Source organism: Nocardia sp. NPDC055321, from assembly GCF_053645575.1.
In genome coordinates this window covers 195627-218294 of record NZ_JBSHMS010000013.1, presented here as the reverse complement: position 1 = coordinate 218294, position 22668 = coordinate 195627, and the positions used below count along the sequence as shown (strand labels likewise).

Below are 22668 nucleotides of genomic sequence, written 5' to 3'. Positions count from 1 at the left end.
GGAGGGTAGGGTTCGCTCGCCGAGTGCCCACGGCTCCGGAATGCGGATCGGTGGATTCGCCCGCCGCGGTCGACGACTCCCCCGTGGCGGATCACCTGCCAGGCACCCTGCTCACCCCTCGACCGGAAAGCCTCTCGGGCTCGGACGGTCCCGCCCGCATGGGCACGCTCGACATGGATTGGAAGTGCGATGACATCGACGCTGACACAGCGACCGGACGCCGACGAAGGGTCGGTACGGGCCGCGTTGCGTAGTCCGCGCCGATTGCGCGTCGAGGTACTGGCCGGCCTGGTGGTGGCACTCGCGCTGATCCCCGAGGCGATCTCGTTCTCCATCATCGCGGGGGTGGACCCGCGGGTCGGGCTGTTCGCGTCGTTCACGATGGCCGTGACCATCGCGATCACCGGCGGCCGGCGCGCGATGATCTCCGCGGCGACCGGGGCGGTCGCGCTGGTCATCGCTCCGGTCGTACGGGACCACGGGCTGAACTACCTCATCGCGACCGTGCTGTTGGCCGGCGTGCTGCAGATCCTGCTGAGCGTGGCCGGGGTTGCCAAGCTCATGCGCTTCATCCCGCGCAGCGTCATGGTCGGATTCGTCAATGCCCTGGCCATTTTGATCTTCCTCGCGCAGCTGCCACATCTGCTGGGTGTGCCGTGGCTGGTCTATCCCATGGTGGCGGTGGGTCTCGCGATCATGGTGTTCCTGCCCCGGCTGACCAGCGCGGTTCCGGCCCCGCTGGTGGCGATCGTGGCGCTGACGGCGGTGACCATGATCTGGGCCTTGAACGTGCCGAACGTCGGTGACGAGGGCGAACTTCCGTCGAGCCTGCCCGCACTGCTGCTGCCGCACGTGCCGTTCACCCTGGAGACGCTGCGGATCATCGCGCCGTTCGCGCTGGCGATGGCCCTGGTCGGGCTGCTGGAATCGCTCATGACCGCCAAGTTGGTCGACGACATCACCGACACGCACTCGAACAAGACCCGCGAAGGCTGGGGGCAGGGCATCGCCAACATCGTCACCGGATTCTTCGGCGGAATGGGCGGGTGCGCCATGATCGGCCAAACCATGATCAACGTAAAGGTCTCCGGCGCTCGAACCCGCATCTCCACCTTCCTCGCGGGGGTGTTCCTGCTGATTCTGGTGGTCGGGCTGGGCGGGCTGGTCGCCCGGATTCCGATGGCCGCGCTGGTCGCGGTCATGATCATGGTGTCGGTGGGAACGATGGACTGGCATTCGATCGCACCGAAGACGTTGCGGCGCATGCCGATCGCGGAGACCGTGGTCATGCTCGTGACGGTGGCGATCACCGTGGCGACCCACAACCTGGCGTACGGAGTGATCGCGGGCGTACTGACCGCCATGGTTGCCTTCGCACACCGCGTCGCTCATTTCACCGCGGTAGACGCGGTCGGTGCGGCCGACAGCGACCACGACGGATCCATCGATACCCGCGTGTACCGGGTGCGCGGGGAGCTGTTCTTCGCCTCCAGCAATGATCTGATCTATCAGTTCGACTATGCCGGGGACCCGGGCACCGTCGTGATCGACATGTCCGAGGCACACATCTGGGACGCCTCCACCGTGGCCACGCTCGACGCCATCACCACCAAGTACGCGGCCAAGGGCAAGCGGGTGGAGATCATCGGACTGGACGCCGCCTCCGAGGCCAGGCACGAGCGGCTGTCCGGACGCCTGGCGAGCGGGCACTGACGTGGACTACCTGCGGATCGGGCAGGTGGCCGAGCGAACTGAGTTGTCGCTCAAGACGATTCGTCACTATGACGATGTGGGGCTGGTGCAGCCCTCGGCCCGATCGACAGGGGGATTCCGGCTGTACACCGCCGCCGATGTGGATCGGCTGCTGCTCATCCGCCGGATGAAGCCGCTCGGCTTCACACTCGAGGAGATGCGCCGGCTGCTCGAGGCGACCGACATCGCCGACGACGACACCGCGACGGTCGAGCAGCGCGCCACCGCCCGCGCCGAGCTTCTCGAGCTGCGAGACAAGGGACGTGACAGCGCCGAGCGGCTTCGCAGGCAGCTGGCCTACGCACAGGAGTTCACCGATCTGCTCACGGCCCGTGCGGCCGAGTCGGCAGGCCGATCGGGTCGTTAGTCCTTCGTTGGTGGATGCGGAGTGTCGACCCCGACCATGGGTTTCAGACACAAGCAACGGTGATCCGAACCGCTAGAGCGGGGCTGGTCCACCCACCAGAAAGGTGACAAGACAATGACCAGTGCCGCCAAGCCCGCCCTGAAACGAGCCGTCCTGGCCGCTTCGGTGTTCGCGCTCTCCGCCGCCGGCATGCAGCTCGCGACCGCCCCGGCCTACGCCGTGGCCGGCCCGACCTCCAAGTACGAGTGCCGTGACCTGCAGACCCCCGGCAGCCTGTTCCCCGGCGACGAGGTGGCCTGCACGCTCACCGTGAGCACCGCGGGCAACGACACCTTCGAGAATGTCGTTGCGGAAGTGACCATTCCGAAGAACACGGTCTACCAGTCCGGCGGCACGCTGCAGGGCACGCAGAAGGTCGTGTTCAACCTCGGCGAGGTCACCAAGGCCAAGACCGGCACCGCAACCCTGCGGGTCATGGTCGCGGGCACCACCCCCGACAAGACCAACATCTCCAGCGAGGCGGTCGTCAAGGGCTTCGCCCCGAACGGCGCCTTCGACACCACCGCGGCCTCCAACACCCTCGTCGTCACCACCGCGGGCGCGGGCAACCAGGGCGGCAAGCTCACCGCCAAGGAGGATCGCGCCTCGGTCAACACCTTCGGCCGCGCCGAGACCCCGATCTCCGACCTGGTCGACGCCGCCGCCGGCGTCACCCCGAAGATCGAACTGGTCACCAGCGCCGAGCCCAAGAAGGGCTACGTGGCCGCCCAGATCATCGACAACGGCCAGAAGATCGCCTGGACCGCCCTGTGCACCGCGACGGCCCAGCAGAAGACCGAGTCCTTCACGGTCAAGATCTCGGCTCCCGGCCAGACCGCCGTCGAGGCCAAGGTGACCGTCCTGCTCGGCGACAACGTCGCCAACCAGGGCTTCGCCCCGCCGGCCCCCTGCGCCCTCAAGCCCTGACCCCAAAGCTGATCCGCCCCCGGCGGATCCGGCGAGCGCGGTCGGTGCGGCTTCCCGATAGCCCACCGGCCGCGCTTTCGCGCGTGCGCTCGCGGGTCCGGCGGGTGCGCTTGACGGTCGGTTCGGAGCGTCCCTAGTCTCCGAAGCCTGTGACCGAGCGGAACGAACCAGTCGTCCGGGGACGGCACGAGCGTAGGGGCGGGTATGCGAGCGGGCAGTGTGCTGTGGCCGAACGGGACGAGCGTCACGGAGATGGTCGTCGGCGCGGAGACGGTGACCGATCTGAACATCGACCAGGTGATCGCGGCCGTGCTGCGGGACGGGCACGAGTTCGGGCTCGAGGGGGTATTCGGGCGGCCGGTGCGAGACGTCGCGACGGTGCGGTATCGCCAGGAAGTGTTCGCGGACTTGGCGAATGACTCGGTGCGAGTGGTGTTCGACGAGTTCGCCGCGGGGATGCGGCGGATGCGGCGGCGACTGGCCGGGGCCGAGCGTTTGAGTCACCCGCTGCAGCGGGCGCGGTGGCGGCTCGACGCGGCGGCCGATTACATCGATGTGGTCACCGCCATGGCCGTGGGCTCGAGCCGGGTGACGCTGCGTTCGCGGGCATTGCGCGAGTGGCGCGACTTCGTCGAATCACACGTGGGGAGTGCGGATTTCGTTCGGCTCGACGGCAATGTGCGGGAGGTTCAGCGGGTGCTGGCCGCCGTGCGGTACAGCGTGCGGCTCGTGGACGGGACCGTCGAGGTCGGCTCGGCCGGTGACGCGCCGGATTACAGCGCGACCGTGGCGACATTGCTGGCGCGTTTCGGGTCGGGGCCGCCGCCGGTCACGCGGCGGGCCGCGGAGTGGGCCGACATGAACCAGCTGGAGGAACAGATCCTCGAACGAGTCGTGGCGCTGAATCCGGCTGCCTTCGACCGGCTCACCGCCTTCGCGACCGGGCACGAGCGGTTCGCCGATCCCGGTGTGGTCACCTTCGATCAGGAGATCCACTTCTACCTCCTGTACCTCGACTACACCCGGACTCTGACCGGTGACGGCCCGGCCATGTGCCTGCCGGAGCCGGCGATCGGCGGCGACGTCCATGCCACCGGCGCCTTCGATCTCGCACTCGCAGGTCGGCGAGCAACCGCGGGAGAGTCGGTGGTCCGCAACGACTTCCACCTCACGGGCCCCGAACGCATTCTCGTGGTGACCGGCCCCAATCAGGGCGGCAAGACCACGTTCGCGCGCATGTTCGGCCAGCTGGTCTACTTCGCGGCACTGGGCTGCCCGGTCCCGGCCGCCGCGGCGCGACTGCCCCTGCCCGACCGGCTCACCTCGCACTTCGAGCGCGCGGAACAGGCGAGCGACACCGATGGCAGACTGCTCGCCGAACTCGAGCGGGTCCGTGACACGCTCGAGCGGTCCACGGCCGACAGCGTGATCATCCTGAACGAGAGCTTCAGCTCGACCAGCACAGCCGACGGCGTGCGGATCGGCGCCGACGTCCTCGAGCGGATCATCGCGCGGGGCTCGATCGCGCTGTGGGTCACCTTCTTCGACGAACTCGCGCACGCGGGACCGGAGACCGTCAGCATGGTCGCGGCCACCGATCCGGAGGACTCGTCTCGGCGCACGTTTCGCATCGTGCGCCGCCCCGCCGACGGCAACGCGCACGCGGTGGTGCTCGCCGAGCGCTACGGGCTGACCTACGACCGGGTCACGGCGAGGATGTCGCGATGAGGGTGAATCTGCTGCACCCCGAAGGCCACGCGCCGAGCATCGCGATCCTCGGCGATCGGGTTCGCGACGACCTCGGTATGGAATCGCTGCACACCGCTATGGCGGCGGGCGATCCGATCATCCTGGAGGCCGTGCGCGCGATCGTGCCCGCGGCCCTCACCGATCCGGACGCGATCCGGTACCGGCAGGCCGTGCTGACCGACTGCCTCGCGCACCCGGAGATCATCCGCGAGCTGTACGCGATCGCGCTGGAACCCAACGACATTCGGCGCTGGCCGCTCGACGTCCGGCGCCAGGCCGGTGGCAAGATCCTGCTCGCCCTGCCGCCGTTCGTCGAGCTGCTCGCCTGCCTGCGCCGCCTGCGGGCGCTGTGCGACCGGAACGGCTCGGTGTTCGGCTCGACCGGGCTCACCGACCTGTTCCGCACGGTGCGCGACCACTTCGACGACGAGTTCCTCGACGCGGTCGAAACACAGCTCGCCGCACTGTATTTCGACAACGGCGTGCACATGACAGCCGGGCTGGGCATCGGCAACAAGATCGCCGACATCGTGCTGCACGATCCGCTTCCGCCCCGCCGCAGCCGCTTCGGCCTGACCCGCCGCGCCGATCGCACCTTCCGCCCCATCGAAGACCCCGAAGCCCGGTCCAATCCGGCCATGAACCCGGTCAAGCAGCTGCAGGACCGGGCGCTGGCCGAGGTCGCCGACGTCGTCGGCTACGCCGCGGAGCACATCCACGCGTTCTTCGAACGCCTGCGCACCGAACTCGCCTTCTACGTGGGCTGTCTCAACCTGCGCGACCGCCTCACCGCGGCGGGTCTGCCCGTCTGCCTGCCGGTCGCCCACCCCGCCGGCGTCCCGCGCCTGCGCGCCACCGGCCTGCGAAATATGAGCCTGTCCCTGTCCGGGAACCGTGCGGTGATCGGCAACGATCTGGACGCCGACGGCCGTTCGCTGATCGTGGTCACCGGCGCCAACAACGGCGGGAAATCGACCTTCCTCCGCAGTCTCGGCACCGCCCAGCTGATGATGCAGTCCGGCATGTTCGTCCCGGCCGAGACCTTCGAATCCGATGTCCGCGACGGGATATTCACCCACTTCGTCACCGACGAGGACCGCACCATGACCCACGGCAAGCTGGTCGACGAACTGTCCCGCATGAGCGCGATCGTCGACCTGATCACGCCCGGGTCCCTGCTGCTGTGCAACGAATCCTTCGCCTCGACCAGCGAACGCGACGCTACCCGAATCGCCACACCCCTGCTCGACGCCCTCACCGCGGCCGGCGTCAAGCTCGTCTTCGTCACCCACCTCTACGAATACGCACACCAACGCCATCTCTCGGGCCACCCCGGCGACCTGTTCCTGCGCGCCGAACGCCGCCCCGACGGCACCCGAACCTTCCAGCTGTCCCCCGCGCCGCCCGCGCCGGGCAGTCACGCCGCCGAGATATTCCAGCGCGTATTCGACGGCGGTCCTATCGGTGAATGATCCTTACTCACGGCAGAATGCCGGGGCCGCCATTTGCCGATGGCTACCGACCGGCATTGAACCGAGCGCATCGCCCTACGCCTGAATCACCTCGATATTCACCAGTGCGTTGAGAGAATCGCAGCTGGCCCAGGATTGGTTCTGTCCGTACTGGACGGGACCGTATTTCCAGTAGGTGAAGGGAACGGGCCAGGCGACGCAGGTGAGTTTCACCTGATGCCAGGTGGGCAGCTCGCAATTGGCCATCCCGCCCGTGTTGAAGATGTTGTAGACGTGGCAGTTGGCCTGCCACACCGGTACGTCCGCCTGGGCGGCGCCGCCACCGGCGAGAACGAGACCCGCGGCTGCGGTGGCGACAAAGGCTCCGGCAGCAAACCGCTTCGCAGATAGCATTCCGACCTCCTGAATCGATGTTGTTGTGAACATCGCGTAGGAGGATCGGCCGTTACTTTTTCGCGAGTGGGCGCGAAATGGCTATGAATGAATTCGAAAACAAATTCGAACCCGCAGAAACTCTGTACCAGCAATCAGCTGGCGAAACGCATGGAGTCCCCTCGATGAATCACCCGGTGACGTCAGCGGAGTCGATCCCTCAGCAGGGCGACTCCCGAGCCTTCGAGATCCGCCAGGGCGGCGGGGCGGCCGGCGATGGCCATGATGATCGCTTCGGCGGGGCCGGAAACCTCCGGACCCGTGCCATGGGTCCACTCCACATCGGTTGCGGTGAAACGGATTCCGCGCATGCGGCGGCCCGGGCGGACGAAGGGGTCGGGGTGGCGCAGAACCGTCAGGAGGTGAGGCGCGGGAACCGTGCGGGGCAGGGCGAGGGCTCGGCGGATGTCCTGGTGGTGGATCAGGGTGTCGGCCAGGGCGAGCCGGGGGAAGAAGCGGGCGGCGAAGCCGGAGTCGACGGTCGATTCGTAGCGAGGCAGCAGATCCGCGAGCGGGAGGGCGCGACCGCGGCGGATGTAGGCGGCGTTGAGCCGGTCGAAGGAGCCGCCGGCGCGAATCGTTTCCCCGATGTACGTCAGGGGCGGGGTGGCCTCGTAGAGCAGGTGGGCCACCACGTCGCGGACCTGCCACCCGGCGCAGAGGGATTCGGTGGCCCACTGGGCGGGGGTGAGGGTGCGCAGGAGGTTCGCGAGGTCCCCGCGTTCGTGCGAGATCATCGCCCGGATGGGGTTCGTCATGGTCGTCGCCTCTTTCTCGGCGGTGGTCCGGCGGGCACGCGCACCCGCCGGACGGGGATGCCGGTGACCTACGCGCCGCGCGGCACGCAGCGGAACCAGCCGCGGAAGCTGATCTCGCAGAACGCCCCGGCGTGGGAGAGCTTAGGACCGAACGGCCCGGAGTCGTTGGCGACCGCGAAGAAGTCCGGGTTGCCGCCCGGCAGCGTGAACGGCTGAGCGAGATCGTAGGTGGGACGGATGCCGCCGGCGTCCTGAATTGACTGCGGCGCGGGCACCGACACCGGGATCCCGCCGCCGATCGGGACCGAGAACACCGGCACCATTTGCCAACCGTCACAACCGATGACGCCGTCCGCGGTGATCGCACAGTTCTTGCCGCCGTAGTTGAAGAATGCGGCCCCCTCGGGCGCGCCCTGGGCGACACCCGCCGCCGCGACCGCCGTCATCGAGATTCCCGCGACGGCCGTGGCCGTGATAGCAACACGCTTCATGCTGGGTCCTTCCCTCGGGCCGAAAACGCGAACGCTGATAACCGTACGACGCCATATCGAGTGCGAAGTCCGACGCGCAGATGCTTCGGCGCGGATACTCTCGAACCGTTCGTCACGTGATCATGCCGCTGCGAACTACCCTCCACGTCGTGCCCCTTCCCCTCCTGTTCCTCGATGTAGACGGCCCCCTCCTGCCTTTCGGCGCACCCGAATCTCCCACGGGCACATCACAACCAGCCACTTCACCCACCCTCCTCGATCGCCTCGACCCCGAACTGGGCCCGCGCCTGTCCGCCCTGCCCTGCGAACTCGTCTGGGCGACAACCTGGGTCCACGAGGCCAACGAGGCCCTGGCGCCCCTCCTCGGTCTCCCCGCCCTACCGGTGGTCGAGTGGCCCGACGACACCGATCACCGCGTAGACGACTGGTTCGGATTGCACTGGAAGACAAGGTCTCTGCTCACGTATGCCCGCGACCGCCCCTTCATCTGGATAGACGACGAACTGACCGAGCAGGACATCGACTACGTGACGAGAAACCACCCCGCACCGGCCCTCCTGCACCGCGTAGATCCCCGAGTCGGCCTGCGCCCCGCTGATTTCGACACCCTCGAACCCTGGCTGGCGTCGCACTGAGCAACCCACCCCGCGGGTGCGCTCACTGGCTCACGTGGTCCGAACACCTACGCGGTAGAAAAGTCGGGACGGCGGGCATGGCGATTCATACACTCCCCTGATGAACCACGAGGAGCTGGCGATGCGCGGGATCTCCCGCTGGGCGGACATGCGAGACGTATGCGTCGAACGCGCGGGTGGTGAGGCGGCCGTGCGAGCCGGCAAGGAGACGATCCTCGCGCGGTCCGTCGGTTTCCGGCTCGCCGAGATCCGCAGGAGCCGCGGGTTCACCCAGCAGCAGCTCGCCGTCCGGATGGGTGTCACCAAGGGCCGGATCTCGCAGATCGAGCGCGGGCAGATCTCCGGGCAGGAGGTGCTCGCCCGGTACGCGACGGCCCTCGGCGGGCGGCTCCACCAATCCATTCACTTCGACGACGGAGACGTCGCCGCCATAGCCTGACGCACTCCCGCAGCGGCGCGGCATCGGGTCAGTGTTCGCAGAGCGAGAACTCTCGCTCGTAGAGCTCCTCCTCGTTGTGGTCGTCGATGATGAACTTGCGCTCTTTCATCAACTCGTCGCGGAACGCCACGGCCTGGTCGAGGGTCATGGTCGAGGCCGGAGACCAGGGCTGCTGCGGCGGGACATCCGCTGTCGAGGTGACCCTGTGGGTGGGATCTACCAGAAAGAACGCCAGGATCTTCCGGTGGCCGGGGCGGGTCGGATCAGTCAGGGAGAACGGCGCTACCCGGTGCTGCAGGATGTTCGGGAACGCCACGCAGCGACCCGAATCGGTGGGGACCGAGCCCAGGAACTGGTTCAGTTTGTCCTCGTCCTCGAGGCCGTAGATGGCGCGCACGCCGTCGTCGTCGTTCTGCTGATACTCGGGATCGTCCAGGGCCGCGCGGAATCCGAGGCAACTCTCGGTGATGTTCTCGCTGTCCCAGTAGTAGATGCCGGTCGAGACGATGCGTTCGTTCATCATCCCCTCGACATGCCAGGAACCACCCGGGTAGTCGGGCTTGTCGGGCGTGAGGTGGATATTGGCGAGTTTGACGATCACCTGCACGCGCCGCCCGCGCAGATCCACCGGCTCGAAATCCTCCGGGACCTCGGGCGCGCTGAATTCCGGAGCATCGGGAATGACGGGTACGCGGTTGTCGTACCACGCGCTGCGCGCGTCGTAGTAGGCGTCCTCGTCCCCGTAGTCCCCATACACGGGCTCGTCCTCGTACCAGCCCCACGGATCGGCGACGATCCGCGCGGGCCGCGGGTTGCGCAGGTCGGTGAGCACCCTCTCGAACAGTGGACGCATCCGCGCGAGCACCTCGGGCAGTACGACCGCGAGTTCACGGTGGTCCGCGGGATGGACGTTGTTGATGTACGAGGCGAATTCGACCCGGCCGCCGGCGTCGATATCGACCTCCGAAGGTAGCCACTGGAACTTCTTCGAATGCGCTGTCTCGTACTGTTCACCCGGGTCCTGCCAGATGTCGTCCGGAGAATTTCCGAGCTCCCGCACGAGGCAGAACAGCGACGGATGCACCAGGTCGAGGACCTGCCCGTTCGAACCGGGATGCCAATCCAGTTCGGCGTCAGGCACGTCCTCCAGGACCCGCACCGCCGCGCGCAGCCGCGCGGTCAGCTCCGCGTCGATCAAACGTTCCGACTGCCACACCCCGTCGACAGCCGAAACCTCGATACCGGTCCGTACGTCCCGGAGCTCGGCGTAATACGCCAATTCCGCCAGCACGTAGGCGATTTGCGCTTCGGTGAGCCCGCTATCGGCCGCCTCCCGCGACCACCGGGCGACGATCTCGGCGTCGGCCCTCTTCTCGACCCAGTCCGGCTTCGCCCGAATCAGCGCGCTGAACCGCATCATCTCCAGTTCGCGCAGGGTCCTGGGCGGGTTGAACGGCAATTTCCAGTACGGCAGAAAGGGCAGGGGAAAGGCTTCGGCGTCGGTCATTCTCTCGGTTCTCTTCGCTGAATCATGGCCTCCGCCACGTTACTTCAGCGCACCGACGCCGCTCTCACCGTTCGCGCCGGTACAGTCGCATGGTCAGCGGCCCGAAGACCGCCACCAGCCCCGCGACCCCGGCGCCGGGCCGAAAGCCCAGCAGCACACCGGCTCCCACGATGACGGTCGCGGCGATCACGTAGCGCGGACGCTTTCAGCTCCCGCGTCGTGCCCTCGGCGATCACGCGGCCGTGGTCGATGACGGCGATTCGATCGGCGAGGCGTTCGGCTTCCTCCAGGTACTGCGTGGTGAGCAGCACCGTGGTGCCCGCGGCGGTCAACGCCCGCACCACATCCCACACCGCGGCGCGACTGCGCGGATCCAGTCCGGTGGTCGGCTCGTCGAGAAACAGCAGGTCGGGGGTGACGACGATCCCGGCGGCGATGTCGAGGCGCCGGCGCATACCGCCCGAATAGCGTTTGGCCTGCCGGTTCGCGGCGGCTTCCAAACCGAAGGCGGACAGCAGCTCGCGGGCGCGCTCGGCCGCGGCTCGCCGCCGGTGGCCGAGCAGGCGGCCCATGAGCGTCAGGTTCTCGAGGCCGGTGAGATCCTCGTCCACGGAAGCGTATTGGCCGGTCAGGCTGATTCGAGAGCGTACGGCGGCGGGCTCGGCGACGACGTCGTGCCCGAAGATCCATGCCCGGCCGCCGGTGGGGCGCGACAGGGTCGCGAGCATGCGGATCGTGGTCGTCTTGCCCGCGCCGTTCGGCCCGAGCACCCCGTAGACGCAGCCCGCGGGCACCGTGAGGTCGATGCCGCCGACGGCGACGGTGCCGCCGAAGCTCTTGCACAGCCCTTCGGCGCGAATCGCGTAGCGCGCCATGACCTCTCCCTCCTGCGACCGGTGCCGCGGGATCATCCCCGCACCTCCGCCCGGCGCAGCCGCAGCACCTGGTCGACGCCGAACACACGCTGCGCGACGCGCTCGGTGCGCGACTGATGGCCGGCGACCGAGGCGGCCGCGACCAATTCGGGTTCGGTGACGAGGTAGGTCCGGCCTTCGTGCACGGCCTCGGCCTGCCCTGCCGCGAGCACGTTGCGCAACCAATCCGGGGTGGTGCCGTAGGGCAGCGAGATCAGGAAGTCGTCCCCGGCCTCGGTGATCCCGACGGGGGTGGCATAGCCCTTACCGCTGCTGCGCCCGACGTGCTTGATGATCGAGGCGGACGCGCCCGGCTGCCCGGCCGACTTCATAACTCCGCGATTGGTGACCCGCCGATTGAACCGGCGAACCACGGCCAGCCCCGGCGCGTATCCGGTCTGCATCACCACCACCAGGAACAGGAACCAAGCCAGCGCCAGCCCGATCGGCGTGCCCGCGGCAATGGCGACGAGTACCCACATGATCCACTCCCTTACGTTGTAAGCCTTCTGCTTCCCAGCGAAACACTTACAACGTAAGGCTGTCAAGAGCGGGCGAACTTACGACGTACGGTAAATTCGGAAACCATGGTCACCGAGCAGCGACCCCGGCTGAACCGGGGACAGATCCTGGCCGCGGCCGTCGCCCGCGCCGATCGCGACGGCATCGAGGCCGTGACCATGCGCAGCGTCGCCACCGACCTCGGCGTCGAGGCCATGTCGCTCTATCACCACGTGGCCAACAAGGCCGAGTTGCTCGACGGCATGGTCGAGGTCGTGCTGGACGCCATCAACGCCGCGGTCGGACCGGCGGCGACGGACTCCTCCGACGACTGGAAACCGGTGCTGCGCAAGCGCATTCTCACCGCTCGCGCCGTACTGCTCGACCACCCCTGGGCGCCGGCGCTCATCGGCTCGCGCTCGCCCATGACGCTGTCGATCATCGACTACTTCGACTCGATCATCGGCCTGCTGCGCGGCGGCGGATTCTCCTACGACCTGACCCACCACGCCCTGCACGCGCTGGGCAGTCGCGCGCTGGGCTTCACGCAGGAGTTGTTCCAGCCCATGTCCGAACAGCACGAGCGCGAGGGCGTCGCCGCGCTCGAGGCCATGGCCGACAGATTCCCGAACATCGCGGGCATGATCGCCGACGACCCGGGCCACGACGACGCGGGCCCGAACCTGGGCTGGTGCGACGATCAGAGCGAATTCGAGTTCGGCCTGGACCTGGTGCTGGACGGCCTCGAGCGACTACGTTCCTGACCGCGGGCCTCGAGGGTCCCCCGGCGTCGGAGCGGCCCGGAGGTCATGAATAATGGCCCGCGCAACCCGCACCGCCTGACCGACCCGAAACAAGTTGCGCAGACGCCATTTTGACGCCCCCGCGGGCAGGTCGCGACAATAGTCGTGATCCCGGCGTCCCGCGCGAGATTGTCATGCAGATGTGTCGCTATTCCACGGGTCCGTTCACCCGGCGGTGGTCGCGTCCCGTCATGCTCGTGTCGAGTCCGGCGACTCGAACAGCGACACCCAGGATGTGCAGCGACCGTGGTAATTGAGATGGCACCGCGTCGGCCGATGCGAGCCGAGCACGACTACCGGCCTGCCCCGGTTGCCGAAACGGCCCCCATCCGGGGCAGCGAGTACGCGGTGCTCAAGCGCCGCATGCGTGAGGCGCGCCTGCTGGACCGGCGTTACGGGTACTACGCGATCAAGAGCGCGATCACCGGCGGCGCGTTCCTCGCGGGCTGGGTGGCGTTCGCGCTGATCGGCGATTCCTGGTGGCAGCTGGCCACCGCGGCGTTCCTGGCCGCGGTGTTCTCCCAGATCGCGTTCCTCGGCCACGACGCCGGGCACCGGCAGATCTTCAGAACCCGCAGAGCCAACTACCTGTACGGGCTGATCGCGGGCAATCTCGGCATCGGCCTGAGCATCGGCTGGTGGACCAGCAATCACAACCGGCATCACGCGCATCCCAACACCGAGGGCGCCGACCCCGATGTCGGCGGCGTACTGGCCTTCTCCGGCGGCCGGGCCGCGGCCGAACGCGGCTGGCGGCGTTTCATCTTCCGCTACCAGGCGTGGCTGTTCTTCCCGCTGCTGTTCCTCGAGGCGGGCAGCCTGCACTTCTCGAGCGTGCGCGCGTGCCTGCGCTGGCCGATTCCGCATCGGCGCTGGGAGGGCGCGCTGCTGGCGGCGCACGCCGTCGGCTACCTCTCGACGGTGTTCCTGGTGCTGCCCCCGGGCAAGGCGCTGATCTTCATCGCGGTGCAGCAGGGCCTGTTCGGCTTCTACATGGGCTGCACCTTCGCGCCGAACCACAAGGGGATGGAGGTGTTCGAGGAGGACGACACCACCGACTTCCTGCGCCGCCAGGTGCTGACCTCGCGCAACGTGCGCGGCGGATTCTTCATCGACACCGCGCTCGGCGGGCTCAACTACCAGGTCGAGCATCACTTGTTCCCGTCGATGCCGCGCCCGAATCTGCGCCGGGCCCAGCCGATGGTCGCAGCCTTCTGCGCCGAGATCGGCGTTCCGTACGCCGAGACGGGTCTCTTCGATTCCTACGCGCAGGCCATGCGCCATCTCGACGAGGTCGGCCGGCACGCCCGGCCGCTCGGTTGATCGTTCACGCCCACCGACCTGGCGCGATCCCGTCCCCCAGATTTTCGGGGCAGGTATTTTCACCGTTATGGGTGGTATGTCCGGAGCCCTTTTGTACACTCCCGCTGAAGTGAACAACGTTCACTTCAGTTTGGACCCGCTCCGCATACGCACGAGCCCGCACCCCCGATCCGGCGTCGCCCGGATTCGATCCGCGGGCGATGAGAAGGCCAGGGAATACAGGTGTTCGGCAATAGCAAGCGGTGGCTCTGTGCCACCGGGGTGGCGCTCTCGGTCTCCATGACCGGGGTCGCGGGGGCGGGGGCGGAATCCGCCTCCGGGGGGAAAGATCTGGTGGTACTCGGCGATTCGTTCTCCGCGAACGCGTGGGACTTCTTCGACGAGAGCAATACCTGCCTGCGGCACGGCGATACCGCCTGGCCCGCGCAGTTGGGCACCCTGATGGGCGTGCACGGGACCGACCGGATGGTCAACACCTCGTGTCCCGGCGCGTCCGTCGACAGCGGCCCCGGCTGGACCATGGGCATGGAGGCCTCGAAGGCCGACAAGGCGGGCGCTTTCGGGCCGCGCACCAAGCTGGTGACCCTGCAGTTCGGGCTCAACGACAAGTGGGGCAACTCCGACCAGACGCTGTGGAAGTCCCTGCCGATCTGCGTGTTCAACCTCGCCGACGGCTGCGATCCCGACGCGGTCGCCCAGGGCCGGATGACCGACTTCAACGGGGTCTCCGGCGCGCTGCTCGCCGAGCGCATGAAGAACGCGGTGACCTACATCCGCTACTACGCGCCGAACGCCAAGATCGTGCTCGTCGGCTACCCGGAACTGTTCACCCCGGGCACCAGCACGATCTGCCTCAACATCCTGGGCGCCGCGCCGTTCATCCAGCCGCGCGGGCGCGCGGTGGTCGAGTACATGGACCGGATCGACAAGGCCCAGCGCGAGGCCGCGCAACTGTTGAAGATCGACTTCCTCGATGCGCGCGCGCTCACCACCGGTCACGGACTCTGCTCGGAAGAGCCATGGCTCAACGGCGTCTTCGATCCGCGCACCGACATCGACGGCCTGTTCTTCCACCCGTCCACCAAGGGCGATTCGGTGGTCGCCACGGCCCTGTACGAACGCTACGGAAAGTGAATTCTCGGGGTCGGCGCAGGCCGAAAACTGCCCCGCAACAGGGTTGACAGCCGTTAGCTATCGAGCCGGAACCCCGTATTGCCCTGCGGTTTTGGGGCTTGCGGGAACCGGATCTACAACGCTCGTTTCTCTTGTACACTGCCCGCTTGAAGTGAACTTTTCCCACTTCATTTTTCGATTCGAGGACTCTATGAAGATGCGTACCCCAGGTGTGTTCGTGATGCGTTCCGCGGCAGCGGTGCTCGGCGGAATGCTGCTCGTCGGCGGCGTCGCCGCGTGTGGCGACGACTCGTCCGACAGCACGCCGTCCAGCAGCACCACGGCGCCGGCCGCCAGCACCACCGCTCCCGCGGCGACCACCGCCCCGGCCGCCACCACCGAGGCCGCTCCGCAGCCGGCCGCGCCGGAGCCGGCCGCCCCCGAGCAGCCCGCCGCCCCCGAGCCGGTCGTGACCCAGCCCGTCGCGCCCGCGCCCAAGCCCGCCCCCGAGACCAAGGCGCCCGAGAAGCCCGCGCCGCCCACCCTGGACGCCCCCGGCTTCGAGCCGCGCGCCGGCTACTGATCCAGAGGGATCCGGAGCAACTCAGGTGTCGGGAAACAGTGGACGGTGGTTGTGCGCCGCGGTATTGGCGGCATCCACCGCTCTGACGACGAGCCCGGGAGCGAACGCGGAACCCGCTCCCGAAGGCAAACCCATTGTCGTCCTTGGTGATTCGTTCACCGCGAATGTCTGGGACCCGCTGTCCACGAACGAGTGCCTGCGCGGGCCGACGGCATGGCCCGCGCAGTTGACCGGCAAGCTCGGCGCGCGTGGCGCCGAGCAGGTCGCGGACATCTCGTGTCTGGGCGCCTCGATCGACACCCCGCCCGGGCACACGCTGACCCATGAGACGCGTGCTGCCGCCACGGCGGGGGCTTTCGGGCCGGCGACCAAACTGGTGACGCTGCAGTTCGGGCTCAACGACCGCTGGGGCGGGTCGGAGCAGTCGCTGTGGGATGCCATGCGAGCGTGCGTGTTCGACCTGGCCGGGGGCTGCGGTACCGAGGCGGTGGCCGAGGGCCGCATGCCCGACGCGCAGGCCATCACCGGTGCGGCGTTCGCCGACCGCGTCCGCAACGCGGTGACCTACATCCGCTATTACGCACCCGCCGCGCGCATCGTGCTCGTCGGCTACCCCGAACTGTTCCGTGAGGAACAGGAAACGGTCTGCCTCGAGTTCTTCGGTGTCGTTCCCTTCGTACAGCCGCGGGGCCGCACCATCGTCGAATACCTCGAGCGCATGGACCTGGCGCAGCGTGACGCGGCCGAGGCGCTGAACGTCGAATTCTTCGACACCCGCGCCGTGACCACCGGGCACGGTCTGTGCTCGGACGATCCCTGGGTCAACGGCGTCTTCGACCCGACCGTCAAGTTCGACGGCCTACCGTTCCACCCGTCGCCCACGGGCGACGCCGTAGTCGCGAATGCGCTGTACGAAAGGTACGTCCGATGACCCGCCCACCCGAGGTCGTGCCTCACGCGCAAACCGAATCCGCCACCGCGCCGGTGCAATCCGCGCCCGCGCCGCAGACCGACGCCGACCGGAATCGGCCCGCGCTGCCCTCCCTGACCGGCGCCCGGTGGTGGGCGGCGTTCGCGGTGTTCGTGCTGCACGCGCTGGTGTTCCTGCCGGTCTACCCGTTCCAGAAGTCGGAAACGTTCAAGACCATCCACCAGTGGATTCCGATGCAGCTGGGCGCGGCCGGCGTCACGTTCTTCTTCGTGCTGTCCGGCTTCATCATCTACTGGTCGGTCCGGCCGGGCATGTCGGTGCGCGCGTTCTACCGCCGCCGGGTGCTCAAGATCTATCCGACCCATCTGCTGGCCGCGGCGGCGTTCATCGTCGCGGCGAGTGTGCCGCTGAGCCGCGTGGTCGCGTGGGTGCCCAACCTGCTGCTGGTGCACACCTGGGTGCCCAAGTGGACGACGGTCGGCGGGCTGAACGTGCCGTCCTGGTCGCTGGCCTCGGAAGTGCTGTTCTACGCGCTGTTCCCGCTGTTGCTGCCGCTGATCCGGCGCATCCCCACCCGGCACCTGCTGCTGGCCGCGGGCCTGTTGATGCTCGGCATCGTCGCGATGCACACCAGCTACTTCCTGTGGGTCGACGGATTCAAGGGCACGGCCAACGCCTTCGCGCCGCGCCTGGTCCCGGGCGACGACTCCCCGTACTACGAGTTGCACGCCGATCCCCGGTGGTTCGTGCAGCCCGATATCCCGGTCTCGCTGTCGTACTGGCTGAGCTACACCTTCCCGCTCTCGCGGCTGCCGGAGTTCTTCCTCGGCGTGCTCGCGGCGCGCATGGTGCTCGAGGGCAAGTGGCGCAACACCAGCATGGTGCTGCCGCTGCTGACGCTGGCCATCACCTACGCGGCGACCTGGGTCGTGCCGGTCAACTACAAGATGTCGGTCCTGATGCTCGTGCCCATGACCGCGGTCGTGGCGACCATGGCCACCCGTGATCTGGCGGGTATCCGCGGTATCAACTCGCATCCGCGCATGGTGTGGCTGGGCAACGTGTCCTTCGCGTTCTACCTGATCCAGTTCCCGGTGATGGTGGTGATCACCCGATACCTGATCGGCGGCAAGCAGTTCGGGATCCTCGGCTGGGCCGGGTTCTCGCTACTGAGCCTGGTGGTCGCCACGGCCATCGCGGCGGCGCTGTACCACTGGGTGGATCTGCCGATCATGAAGAATTTCGCACGGCCCGGCGCACGCAAGCCGAAGCCGGTGCCGGTGAGCTGATTCCGGCACACCCCGGGGGTACCCGGGGCGCGAGCGCCCCTGTCATACGAGTTGGTATGACAGGGGCGCTCGGCTTTTCCCCGACCGTCGACCGGCGTCGCGGGCGCGCCGTAAGCCTCGATTTCCGCAGCTACCGGCGTCGGCTGGCATGACCCGAGCCTTGCCGCGCGCCCGGGGGCGAGCTATACAGGTGATGTGGGGCAAGGATGATTTCTCTCCTTGCCTCCGCCCCTGTCACAGCCCTCGCTCGAACTCCAGGGCCAATCTGCCGTCGCCGCTGGCACGCATGTGGTCCTCGAGAGTGACGCGCAGGTGCACTCCTTCGCCGGATGTTCTCGGCGCACCGCGCTCATAGCGTGGAACGCGTGATCGAATGCGATGCCTTGACGAAGACCTACGGTGCGGCGGTGGCGGTTTCGGAGCTGAGCTGCACGATTGCACCGGGCCGGGTGACCGGCCTGCTCGGTCCCAACGGGTCCGGAAAATCGACCACCATGCGGATGGCGCTGGGACTCGATCGGCCCAGCCGGGGACGGGTGCTGATCGCGGGCCGGCCGTATCGCGAACTGCGCGAACCGCTCCGGACCGTCGGCGCGCTGCTCGACGCGCGCCGGGTGCATCCGGACCGGCGGGCCCGCGATCACCTCGCCGTACTGGCGCTGAGCAACGCGATACCGCGATCCCGGGTGGACGAGGTGCTCGACATCGTCGGATTGAGTTCGGTGGCGCGGCGGCGGGTGCGCGAGTTCTCGCTCGGCATGCTGCAGCGGCTGGGTATCGCGGCCGCGATACTCGGTGATCCGGCCGTACTGCTGCTGGACGAACCCACGAACGGTCTCGACACCGAGGGCATCCGCTGGTTGCGCGGCTTCCTGCGCGAGCAGGCCGGGCAGGGACGCACCGTGCTGCTGTCGAGCCACATCATGAGCGAGATGGAGGTGGTGGCCGACCACCTGCTCGTCATGGGCGGGGGCAGACTGCTCGCCGACGAACCCATGGCGGCGTTCATCGCCCGGAGCACGGCGGCGGTACGGGTGCGTTCCGACGATAATGCCGCGCTGGCACTGGCTTTCGCGCGCTCGGGAGTCGGTTCGAAGCAGATCGAGCCGGCCGGGCGCGGTCTGATCGTCCGCGGCGTGCCCGCGGCCCGCGTGGGCGCCATCGCGTCCGATGCGGGCGTGGTCGTCTCCGAGTTGACCGAACAGCGAGCCTCCCTCGAGGATGTGTACACGGACCTGGTCACACCGCACGCGCGGCACCGGGTGTCCGGGGAGGTGGCGTGAATGCTTGCCGCACAGGTTCGTTCGGAGGCGCTCAAGGTGCGATCGGTGCGATCGCTCACCGCGCTGCCGGTCCTGACGACGCTGGTGGGCCCGGCGATCGCGCTGCTGGTCGCGCTCACCGGGAGCCTGCGTCCGGACGATACGGTGCTCGGCGGCTCGCTGACCGGGGCCGGGCTGGGCATCGCGCTGATCGGAGCGTGGGGCGCGCTGCTGGTGACGACCGAGTATTCGACGGGGACGCTGGGGACGGTCGTGGCCGCGCGGCCCCGGCGCGAGGTCGTGCTCACGGGCAAGGCGCTGGTCGCCGTCGCGGTGGCGAGTGCGGTGGGGGTCGTGTCCAGCGTCGGCGCGTGGGTCATCGGTGGAATGCTGCTCGATCCGTCGAAATATGCCGCGGGCGCGGCATTTCCGGCGCTGGTCGGGGTGGCCGCGTGCTATCCGGTGGTGGCCTGCCTCGGGCTGGCGGCCGGGGTGCTGCTGCGGTCCTCGGCCGGTGCGGTCGCGCTGATGCTGTCCGTGGCAGTTCTGCCCGGAATCCTCGGGCCGCTGCTCGGTGCGGCGGGACCGTGGGTGACGGGTGCGAGTCCGGCGGCGGTGGTCGCCAAGCTCGCGCAGAGTTCGGATGCCGCGCCCGAGATCATGGGAACCCTGGGCGGCTGGGCATCGCTGACGGTCGTGTGCGCGTATTCCGCGCTCGCGCTCGCCGGCGCGGCCGTCCTGTTCGACCGGCGCGATGTATGAACCGTCTTCCCGATACCGCTGTCCGGCAGTGGGGTTGGCTCGCGGCAACCGCGCTGCTTGCGACGCTCGTCTGCGCGATCGTGCTGCACACGCTGCAGTCCGACACCGGCCTGTCGGATCGGCAGGCGCTCGGACTTGCCCTGGCGCAGGGGCTCGCGATGCTGATCGCGGCGCGTGCGCCGCACGCGGCGTGGGCGCTCTCGGCCGCCGCGACCGCGCTGTGCTCGTGGTGGGTGGGCGCGGGCCTGTGGGTGGACCCGATGTTCAACAGTCACCTGGTCGTGCTCGCGCTCATCGCGCTGCGGGTCACGCCCCGGTTGGCCGCCGGATACTGGTGTGCGGCACTGGTTCTGACTCTCGGACTGGCGCTGGTGATACGCCCGCTGGACGCGGTCGCCGGATCGATCGAGCTGGCGGTGCTGGCGGGACTCGCGCTGATCGCGGGATCGGCCTCGCGCGCCCTGGTGGAGACCCGGCGGACGCTGCGCGGCCAGCGCGATGCCGTCGACCGCGAACGCGAGCGCGGTGCGCTGCTCGAGGAACGCGCTCGCATCGCTCGTGAACTGCACGATGTCGTGGCACATCACATGTCGGTGATCGCGATTCAGGCCGAAGCGGCCCGGGTGCGCGACCCCGCCGCCGCACCCGGGACCCTCGCGAGTCTCGACACGATTCATGAGAGCGCGGTGACCGCCCTCGGGGACATGCGGCGCATCCTGGGCGTGCTGCGTTCCGGCGACACCGGACTGCTCCCCCAGCCCACCCTCGCCGATGTCGGCGCGCTCGTGGATTCGGTGCGCGCGGCGGGCACCCCCGTCGACTGGGAACTCACCGGCGACCCCGCCGCGCTGCCGCCCGGGCTCGGACTGTCCGCGTATCGCATCGTGCAGGAGGCCGCCAGCAATGCGTTGCGGCACGCCCCGGGCGCACCCCTGCGCATCGCGATCGACCTCGGCACCGAACGGATTCGCATCCGCGTGGACAACGAGCTGCGCGACGCCGGTGCCCCCGGACCCGGCGCCGGGCAGGGATTGCTCGGTATGCGGGAACGAGTCACACTGCTGGGCGGCGACTTTCACGCGGGCCCCGACGGAGCCGGCCGGTTCCGCGTCGCCGTGTCGCTGCCGATCCGAGAGACGACCGCATGAGCATCCGCGTGGTGGTGGCCGACGACCAGCGCCTGGTGCGCGAGGGCATTGCGGTTCTGCTCGACGCCCAGCCCGATATCGAGGTCGCCGCGCTCGCGGAGGACGGCACGCACGCGGTGCGCGAAGCCGAACGCCACCACCCCGACATCGTGCTCATGGACGTGCGGATGCCGGTCATGGACGGCATCGAGGCCACGCGCCGCATCATCGCGTCCACCCCGGCGACGCGCGTGATCATGCTGACCACGTTCGACCTCGACGAGTACGTCTACGCCGCACTGCGCGCCGGGGCGAGCGGTTTCCTGCTGAAAGAGTCCTCGGCCCAAGCACTGTCGGACGCCATCCGGGTGGTGGCACGCGGCGACGCCCTGCTGGCCCCCTCGGTGACCCGCCGACTGCTCGACGAGTTCGCCGCCCAGGCCGATCGTCCCGCCCCGGCGACGGATCGCCTGACGGCTCTCACCACCCGCGAGATCGAGGTACTGACCCTGATAGCCCGGGGCCGCTCCAACCTCGAAATCGCCGGTGATCTGGTCATTTCCGAGCAGACGGCCAAATCCCACGTCAGCCGGATCCTCGACAAACTGCACCTGCGTGACCGCACCCAGGCGGCGATCTTCGCGTACGAGGCTCGCCTGGTCACCCCGCGCTGATCGGCACGGCGGTACGTGTACTCGAGCCGATCGCCACGACCGGGGAGCAGAGATCACCGCGCCAGTGACCGGCGCGACCGTGGCTCGCCGGTCGACGCCGTCGTGTGGGTGTCGACTTCCGATGCGGCGCGGTGTCTTTCAGACCGGCATCGGGTGCAGGTTCGTAATCGGCATCCCGGTCGCGGAGCGCAGTCGTGCGGCCACGAGGGAGCGATGGCACGCTTCGGCGTCGCGTTCGACGCAGAACAGGGCCACCGACGCGGTGGCAGGGAGTTCGGCTACGAGGGCGTCGAGGTCGAACGGGGTCAGGATTTCCCGGGTGTATCGGGCTGTGTATTCGGGGGCCAGGGCGGCGCGGTTCCGCTTGCCGACACCCCGGCGGTCGTCCTCTCGGTATTGCAGCTGGCGCAGCTCGGTGGTCGGGGCGAGGTTCCGGACGTGGCGGTAGCCGATACCGGTTGCGGCGAGGGCGCTTTGGAGTCGCAGTGAATTCGCCCAGCTGTAGTCGGGGCCGCGGACGCCCCGGCGCTGGCGCAGGTCGAGCAGCAGCGTCACGCCCGCGGTGGTGAGTGTGTCGAGGAAGGTCTCGGCGGTGAAGCCGTAGACACCGATTGTCGTGATTCGTGTCATGGCGTACCCCGGGTGGTCGGTGGCGCGCTGCTCGGGCGCGCCAGGGTTGTTCGCGGAGCGAGAGTGTGGCGCTCGTCGATCGGGGGTCAGCAGGCGAACCGGTGTGATCGCCCGCGACCCGGCGTCACCGGCGGTGTGGGGCGGGCGCCCGCGCACAACCCCCCCCCCCCCACCCCCACCAAAAAGCC

24 protein-coding genes are annotated in these 22668 nt (G+C 68.5%); 17 read left to right on the top strand and 7 right to left on the bottom strand.

Going from position 1 to position 22668, the window contains the following annotated elements; translation table 11 throughout:
• The first annotated feature begins 189 nt into the window (after positions 1-189).
• The 5 genes from ACWIGI_RS22345 to ACWIGI_RS22325 all read left to right on the top strand — a co-directional run bounded on the left by ACWIGI_RS22345 (position 190) and on the right by ACWIGI_RS22325 (position 6306).
• A complete protein-coding gene (locus ACWIGI_RS22345; RefSeq protein ID WP_454204366.1) occupies positions 190-1713 on the top strand; it encodes a SulP family inorganic anion transporter in 1524 nt (507 codons plus the stop codon).
• A 25-nt stretch (positions 1714-1738) separates the two neighbouring features.
• The gene (locus ACWIGI_RS22340; protein WP_454204365.1) at positions 1739-2119 is read left to right on the top strand and encodes a MerR family transcriptional regulator; all 381 of its coding nucleotides are present in this window, start codon (positions 1739-1741) and stop codon (positions 2117-2119) included.
• A gap of 114 nt (positions 2120-2233) precedes the next feature.
• Positions 2234-3085 (top strand): hypothetical protein, encoded by an 852-nt coding sequence (locus ACWIGI_RS22335; RefSeq protein ID WP_454204364.1) that lies wholly within the window; start codon positions 2234-2236, stop codon positions 3083-3085.
• 204 nt (positions 3086-3289) lie between these two features.
• Positions 3290-4813: a MutS-related protein gene (locus ACWIGI_RS22330; RefSeq protein WP_454204363.1), complete on the top strand. Its 1524-nt coding sequence runs from the start codon at positions 3290-3292 to the stop codon at positions 4811-4813.
• The gene (locus ACWIGI_RS22325; RefSeq protein WP_454204362.1) at positions 4810-6306 is read left to right on the top strand and encodes a MutS-related protein; all 1497 of its coding nucleotides are present in this window, start codon (positions 4810-4812) and stop codon (positions 6304-6306) included. Before ACWIGI_RS22330 ends, ACWIGI_RS22325 begins: the two co-directional genes overlap by 4 nt.
• A 75-nt stretch (positions 6307-6381) precedes the next feature.
• Here ACWIGI_RS22325 and ACWIGI_RS22320 read toward each other — a convergent pair whose 3' ends face one another.
• The 3 genes from ACWIGI_RS22320 to ACWIGI_RS22310 form a co-directional block, all read right to left on the bottom strand.
• Positions 6382-6699, bottom strand: coding sequence for a hypothetical protein (locus ACWIGI_RS22320; protein WP_454204361.1), 318 nt, complete (start codon positions 6697-6699; stop codon positions 6382-6384).
• A 182-nt stretch (positions 6700-6881) separates the two neighbouring features.
• Complete coding sequence (locus ACWIGI_RS22315) at positions 6882-7496, bottom strand: maleylpyruvate isomerase family mycothiol-dependent enzyme (RefSeq protein WP_454204360.1); 615 nt, start codon at positions 7494-7496, stop codon at positions 6882-6884.
• 68 nt (positions 7497-7564) lie between these two features.
• Positions 7565-7942: a hypothetical protein gene (locus ACWIGI_RS22310; protein ID WP_454204359.1), complete on the bottom strand. Its 378-nt coding sequence runs from the start codon at positions 7940-7942 to the stop codon at positions 7565-7567.
• A 194-nt stretch (positions 7943-8136) separates the two neighbouring features.
• Between ACWIGI_RS22310 and ACWIGI_RS22305 the strand changes: the two genes are divergently transcribed.
• Positions 8137-8622: an HAD domain-containing protein gene (locus ACWIGI_RS22305; protein ID WP_454204358.1), complete on the top strand. Its 486-nt coding sequence runs from the start codon at positions 8137-8139 to the stop codon at positions 8620-8622.
• 100 nt (positions 8623-8722) lie between these two features.
• Positions 8723-9061, top strand: coding sequence for a helix-turn-helix domain-containing protein (locus tag ACWIGI_RS22300; protein WP_454204357.1), 339 nt, complete (start codon positions 8723-8725; stop codon positions 9059-9061).
• Positions 9062-9089: 28 nt separating this feature from the next.
• Here the strand turns inward: ACWIGI_RS22300 and ACWIGI_RS22295 are convergent, their stop codons facing one another.
• From ACWIGI_RS22295 to ACWIGI_RS22285, 3 genes are read right to left on the bottom strand one after another with little or no spacing between them, the layout of a single operon-like run.
• Complete coding sequence (locus tag ACWIGI_RS22295; protein ID WP_454204356.1) at positions 9090-10568, bottom strand: DUF4246 domain-containing protein; 1479 nt, start codon at positions 10566-10568, stop codon at positions 9090-9092.
• A gap of 44 nt (positions 10569-10612) precedes the next feature.
• Positions 10613-11443 carry an ABC transporter ATP-binding protein gene (locus ACWIGI_RS22290; protein ID WP_454204355.1) on the bottom strand — a complete coding sequence of 277 codons (831 nt, stop codon included), beginning with the start codon at positions 11441-11443 and terminating at the stop codon, positions 10613-10615.
• Positions 11444-11475: 32 nt separating this feature from the next.
• Complete coding sequence (locus tag ACWIGI_RS22285) at positions 11476-11964, bottom strand: nitroreductase/quinone reductase family protein (protein ID WP_454204354.1); 489 nt, start codon at positions 11962-11964, stop codon at positions 11476-11478.
• 105 nt (positions 11965-12069) lie between these two features.
• Here ACWIGI_RS22285 and ACWIGI_RS22280 point away from each other — a divergent pair, with 105 nt between their 5' ends.
• The 10 genes from ACWIGI_RS22280 to ACWIGI_RS22235 all read left to right on the top strand — a co-directional run bounded on the left by ACWIGI_RS22280 (position 12070) and on the right by ACWIGI_RS22235 (position 21850).
• On the top strand, positions 12070-12747 hold the full coding sequence (locus ACWIGI_RS22280; protein WP_454204353.1) for a TetR/AcrR family transcriptional regulator C-terminal domain-containing protein: 678 nt from the start codon (positions 12070-12072) through the stop codon (positions 12745-12747).
• A 315-nt stretch (positions 12748-13062) separates the two neighbouring features.
• Entirely contained in the window at positions 13063-14109 is a 1047-nt protein-coding gene (locus tag ACWIGI_RS22275; RefSeq protein ID WP_454204352.1) for a fatty acid desaturase family protein, read from the top strand.
• 222 nt (positions 14110-14331) lie between these two features.
• Positions 14332-15243, top strand: coding sequence for an SGNH/GDSL hydrolase family protein (locus tag ACWIGI_RS22270; RefSeq protein WP_454204351.1), 912 nt, complete (start codon positions 14332-14334; stop codon positions 15241-15243).
• Positions 15244-15439: 196 nt separating this feature from the next.
• On the top strand, positions 15440-15805 hold the full coding sequence (locus ACWIGI_RS22265) for a hypothetical protein (RefSeq protein WP_454204350.1): 366 nt from the start codon (positions 15440-15442) through the stop codon (positions 15803-15805).
• 25 nt (positions 15806-15830) lie between these two features.
• The gene (locus tag ACWIGI_RS22260; RefSeq protein WP_454204349.1) at positions 15831-16736 is read left to right on the top strand and encodes an SGNH/GDSL hydrolase family protein; all 906 of its coding nucleotides are present in this window, start codon (positions 15831-15833) and stop codon (positions 16734-16736) included.
• Entirely contained in the window at positions 16733-18025 is a 1293-nt protein-coding gene (locus tag ACWIGI_RS22255; RefSeq protein ID WP_454204348.1) for an acyltransferase family protein, read from the top strand. The genes ACWIGI_RS22260 and ACWIGI_RS22255 overlap by 4 nt, the downstream gene beginning before the upstream one ends.
• Positions 18026-18390: 365 nt before the next feature.
• A complete protein-coding gene (locus ACWIGI_RS22250) occupies positions 18391-19308 on the top strand; it encodes an ABC transporter ATP-binding protein (protein ID WP_454204347.1) in 918 nt (305 codons plus the stop codon).
• Positions 19309-20049, top strand: a complete 741-nt coding sequence (locus ACWIGI_RS22245; protein ID WP_454204346.1) for an ABC transporter permease subunit — start codon at positions 19309-19311, stop codon at positions 20047-20049.
• Positions 20046-21197, top strand: a complete 1152-nt coding sequence (locus ACWIGI_RS22240; protein ID WP_454204345.1) for a sensor histidine kinase — start codon at positions 20046-20048, stop codon at positions 21195-21197. Before ACWIGI_RS22245 ends, ACWIGI_RS22240 begins: the two co-directional genes overlap by 4 nt.
• Positions 21194-21850, top strand: coding sequence for a response regulator (locus ACWIGI_RS22235; protein ID WP_454204344.1), 657 nt, complete (start codon positions 21194-21196; stop codon positions 21848-21850). Before ACWIGI_RS22240 ends, ACWIGI_RS22235 begins: the two co-directional genes overlap by 4 nt.
• A 138-nt stretch (positions 21851-21988) precedes the next feature.
• Here ACWIGI_RS22235 and ACWIGI_RS22230 read toward each other — a convergent pair whose 3' ends face one another.
• Positions 21989-22480 carry a DUF488 domain-containing protein gene (locus ACWIGI_RS22230; protein ID WP_454204343.1) on the bottom strand — a complete coding sequence of 164 codons (492 nt, stop codon included), beginning with the start codon at positions 22478-22480 and terminating at the stop codon, positions 21989-21991.
• Positions 22481-22668: the final 188 nt, after the last annotated feature.

Coding starts and splice junctions, on each gene's coding strand:
- ACWIGI_RS22325 (WP_454204362.1), top strand. CDS start 4,810: ATGAGGGTGAATCTGCTGCACCCCGAAGGCCACGCGCCGAGCATCGCG.
- ACWIGI_RS22290 (WP_454204355.1), bottom strand. CDS start 11,443: ATGGCGCGCTACGCGATTCGCGCCGAAGGGCTGTGCAAGAGCTTCGGC.
- ACWIGI_RS22265 (WP_454204350.1), top strand. CDS start 15,440: ATGCGTACCCCAGGTGTGTTCGTGATGCGTTCCGCGGCAGCGGTGCTC.
- ACWIGI_RS22275 (WP_454204352.1), top strand. CDS start 13,063: ATGCGAGCCGAGCACGACTACCGGCCTGCCCCGGTTGCCGAAACGGCC.
- ACWIGI_RS22255 (WP_454204348.1), top strand. CDS start 16,733: ATGACCCGCCCACCCGAGGTCGTGCCTCACGCGCAAACCGAATCCGCC.
- ACWIGI_RS22320 (WP_454204361.1), bottom strand. CDS start 6,699: ATGCTATCTGCGAAGCGGTTTGCTGCCGGAGCCTTTGTCGCCACCGCA.
- ACWIGI_RS22280 (WP_454204353.1), top strand. CDS start 12,070: ATGGTCACCGAGCAGCGACCCCGGCTGAACCGGGGACAGATCCTGGCC.
- ACWIGI_RS22300 (WP_454204357.1), top strand. CDS start 8,723: ATGAACCACGAGGAGCTGGCGATGCGCGGGATCTCCCGCTGGGCGGAC.
- ACWIGI_RS22285 (WP_454204354.1), bottom strand. CDS start 11,964: ATGTGGGTACTCGTCGCCATTGCCGCGGGCACGCCGATCGGGCTGGCG.
- ACWIGI_RS22295 (WP_454204356.1), bottom strand. CDS start 10,568: ATGACCGACGCCGAAGCCTTTCCCCTGCCCTTTCTGCCGTACTGGAAA.
- ACWIGI_RS22315 (WP_454204360.1), bottom strand. CDS start 7,496: ATGACGAACCCCATCCGGGCGATGATCTCGCACGAACGCGGGGACCTC.
- ACWIGI_RS22345 (WP_454204366.1), top strand. CDS start 190: ATGACATCGACGCTGACACAGCGACCGGACGCCGACGAAGGGTCGGTA.
- ACWIGI_RS22240 (WP_454204345.1), top strand. CDS start 20,046: ATGAACCGTCTTCCCGATACCGCTGTCCGGCAGTGGGGTTGGCTCGCG.
- ACWIGI_RS22310 (WP_454204359.1), bottom strand. CDS start 7,942: ATGACGGCGGTCGCGGCGGCGGGTGTCGCCCAGGGCGCGCCCGAGGGG.
- ACWIGI_RS22235 (WP_454204344.1), top strand. CDS start 21,194: ATGAGCATCCGCGTGGTGGTGGCCGACGACCAGCGCCTGGTGCGCGAG.
- ACWIGI_RS22230 (WP_454204343.1), bottom strand. CDS start 22,480: ATGACACGAATCACGACAATCGGTGTCTACGGCTTCACCGCCGAGACC.
- ACWIGI_RS22245 (WP_454204346.1), top strand. CDS start 19,309: ATGCTTGCCGCACAGGTTCGTTCGGAGGCGCTCAAGGTGCGATCGGTG.
- ACWIGI_RS22335 (WP_454204364.1), top strand. CDS start 2,234: ATGACCAGTGCCGCCAAGCCCGCCCTGAAACGAGCCGTCCTGGCCGCT.
- ACWIGI_RS22330 (WP_454204363.1), top strand. CDS start 3,290: ATGCGAGCGGGCAGTGTGCTGTGGCCGAACGGGACGAGCGTCACGGAG.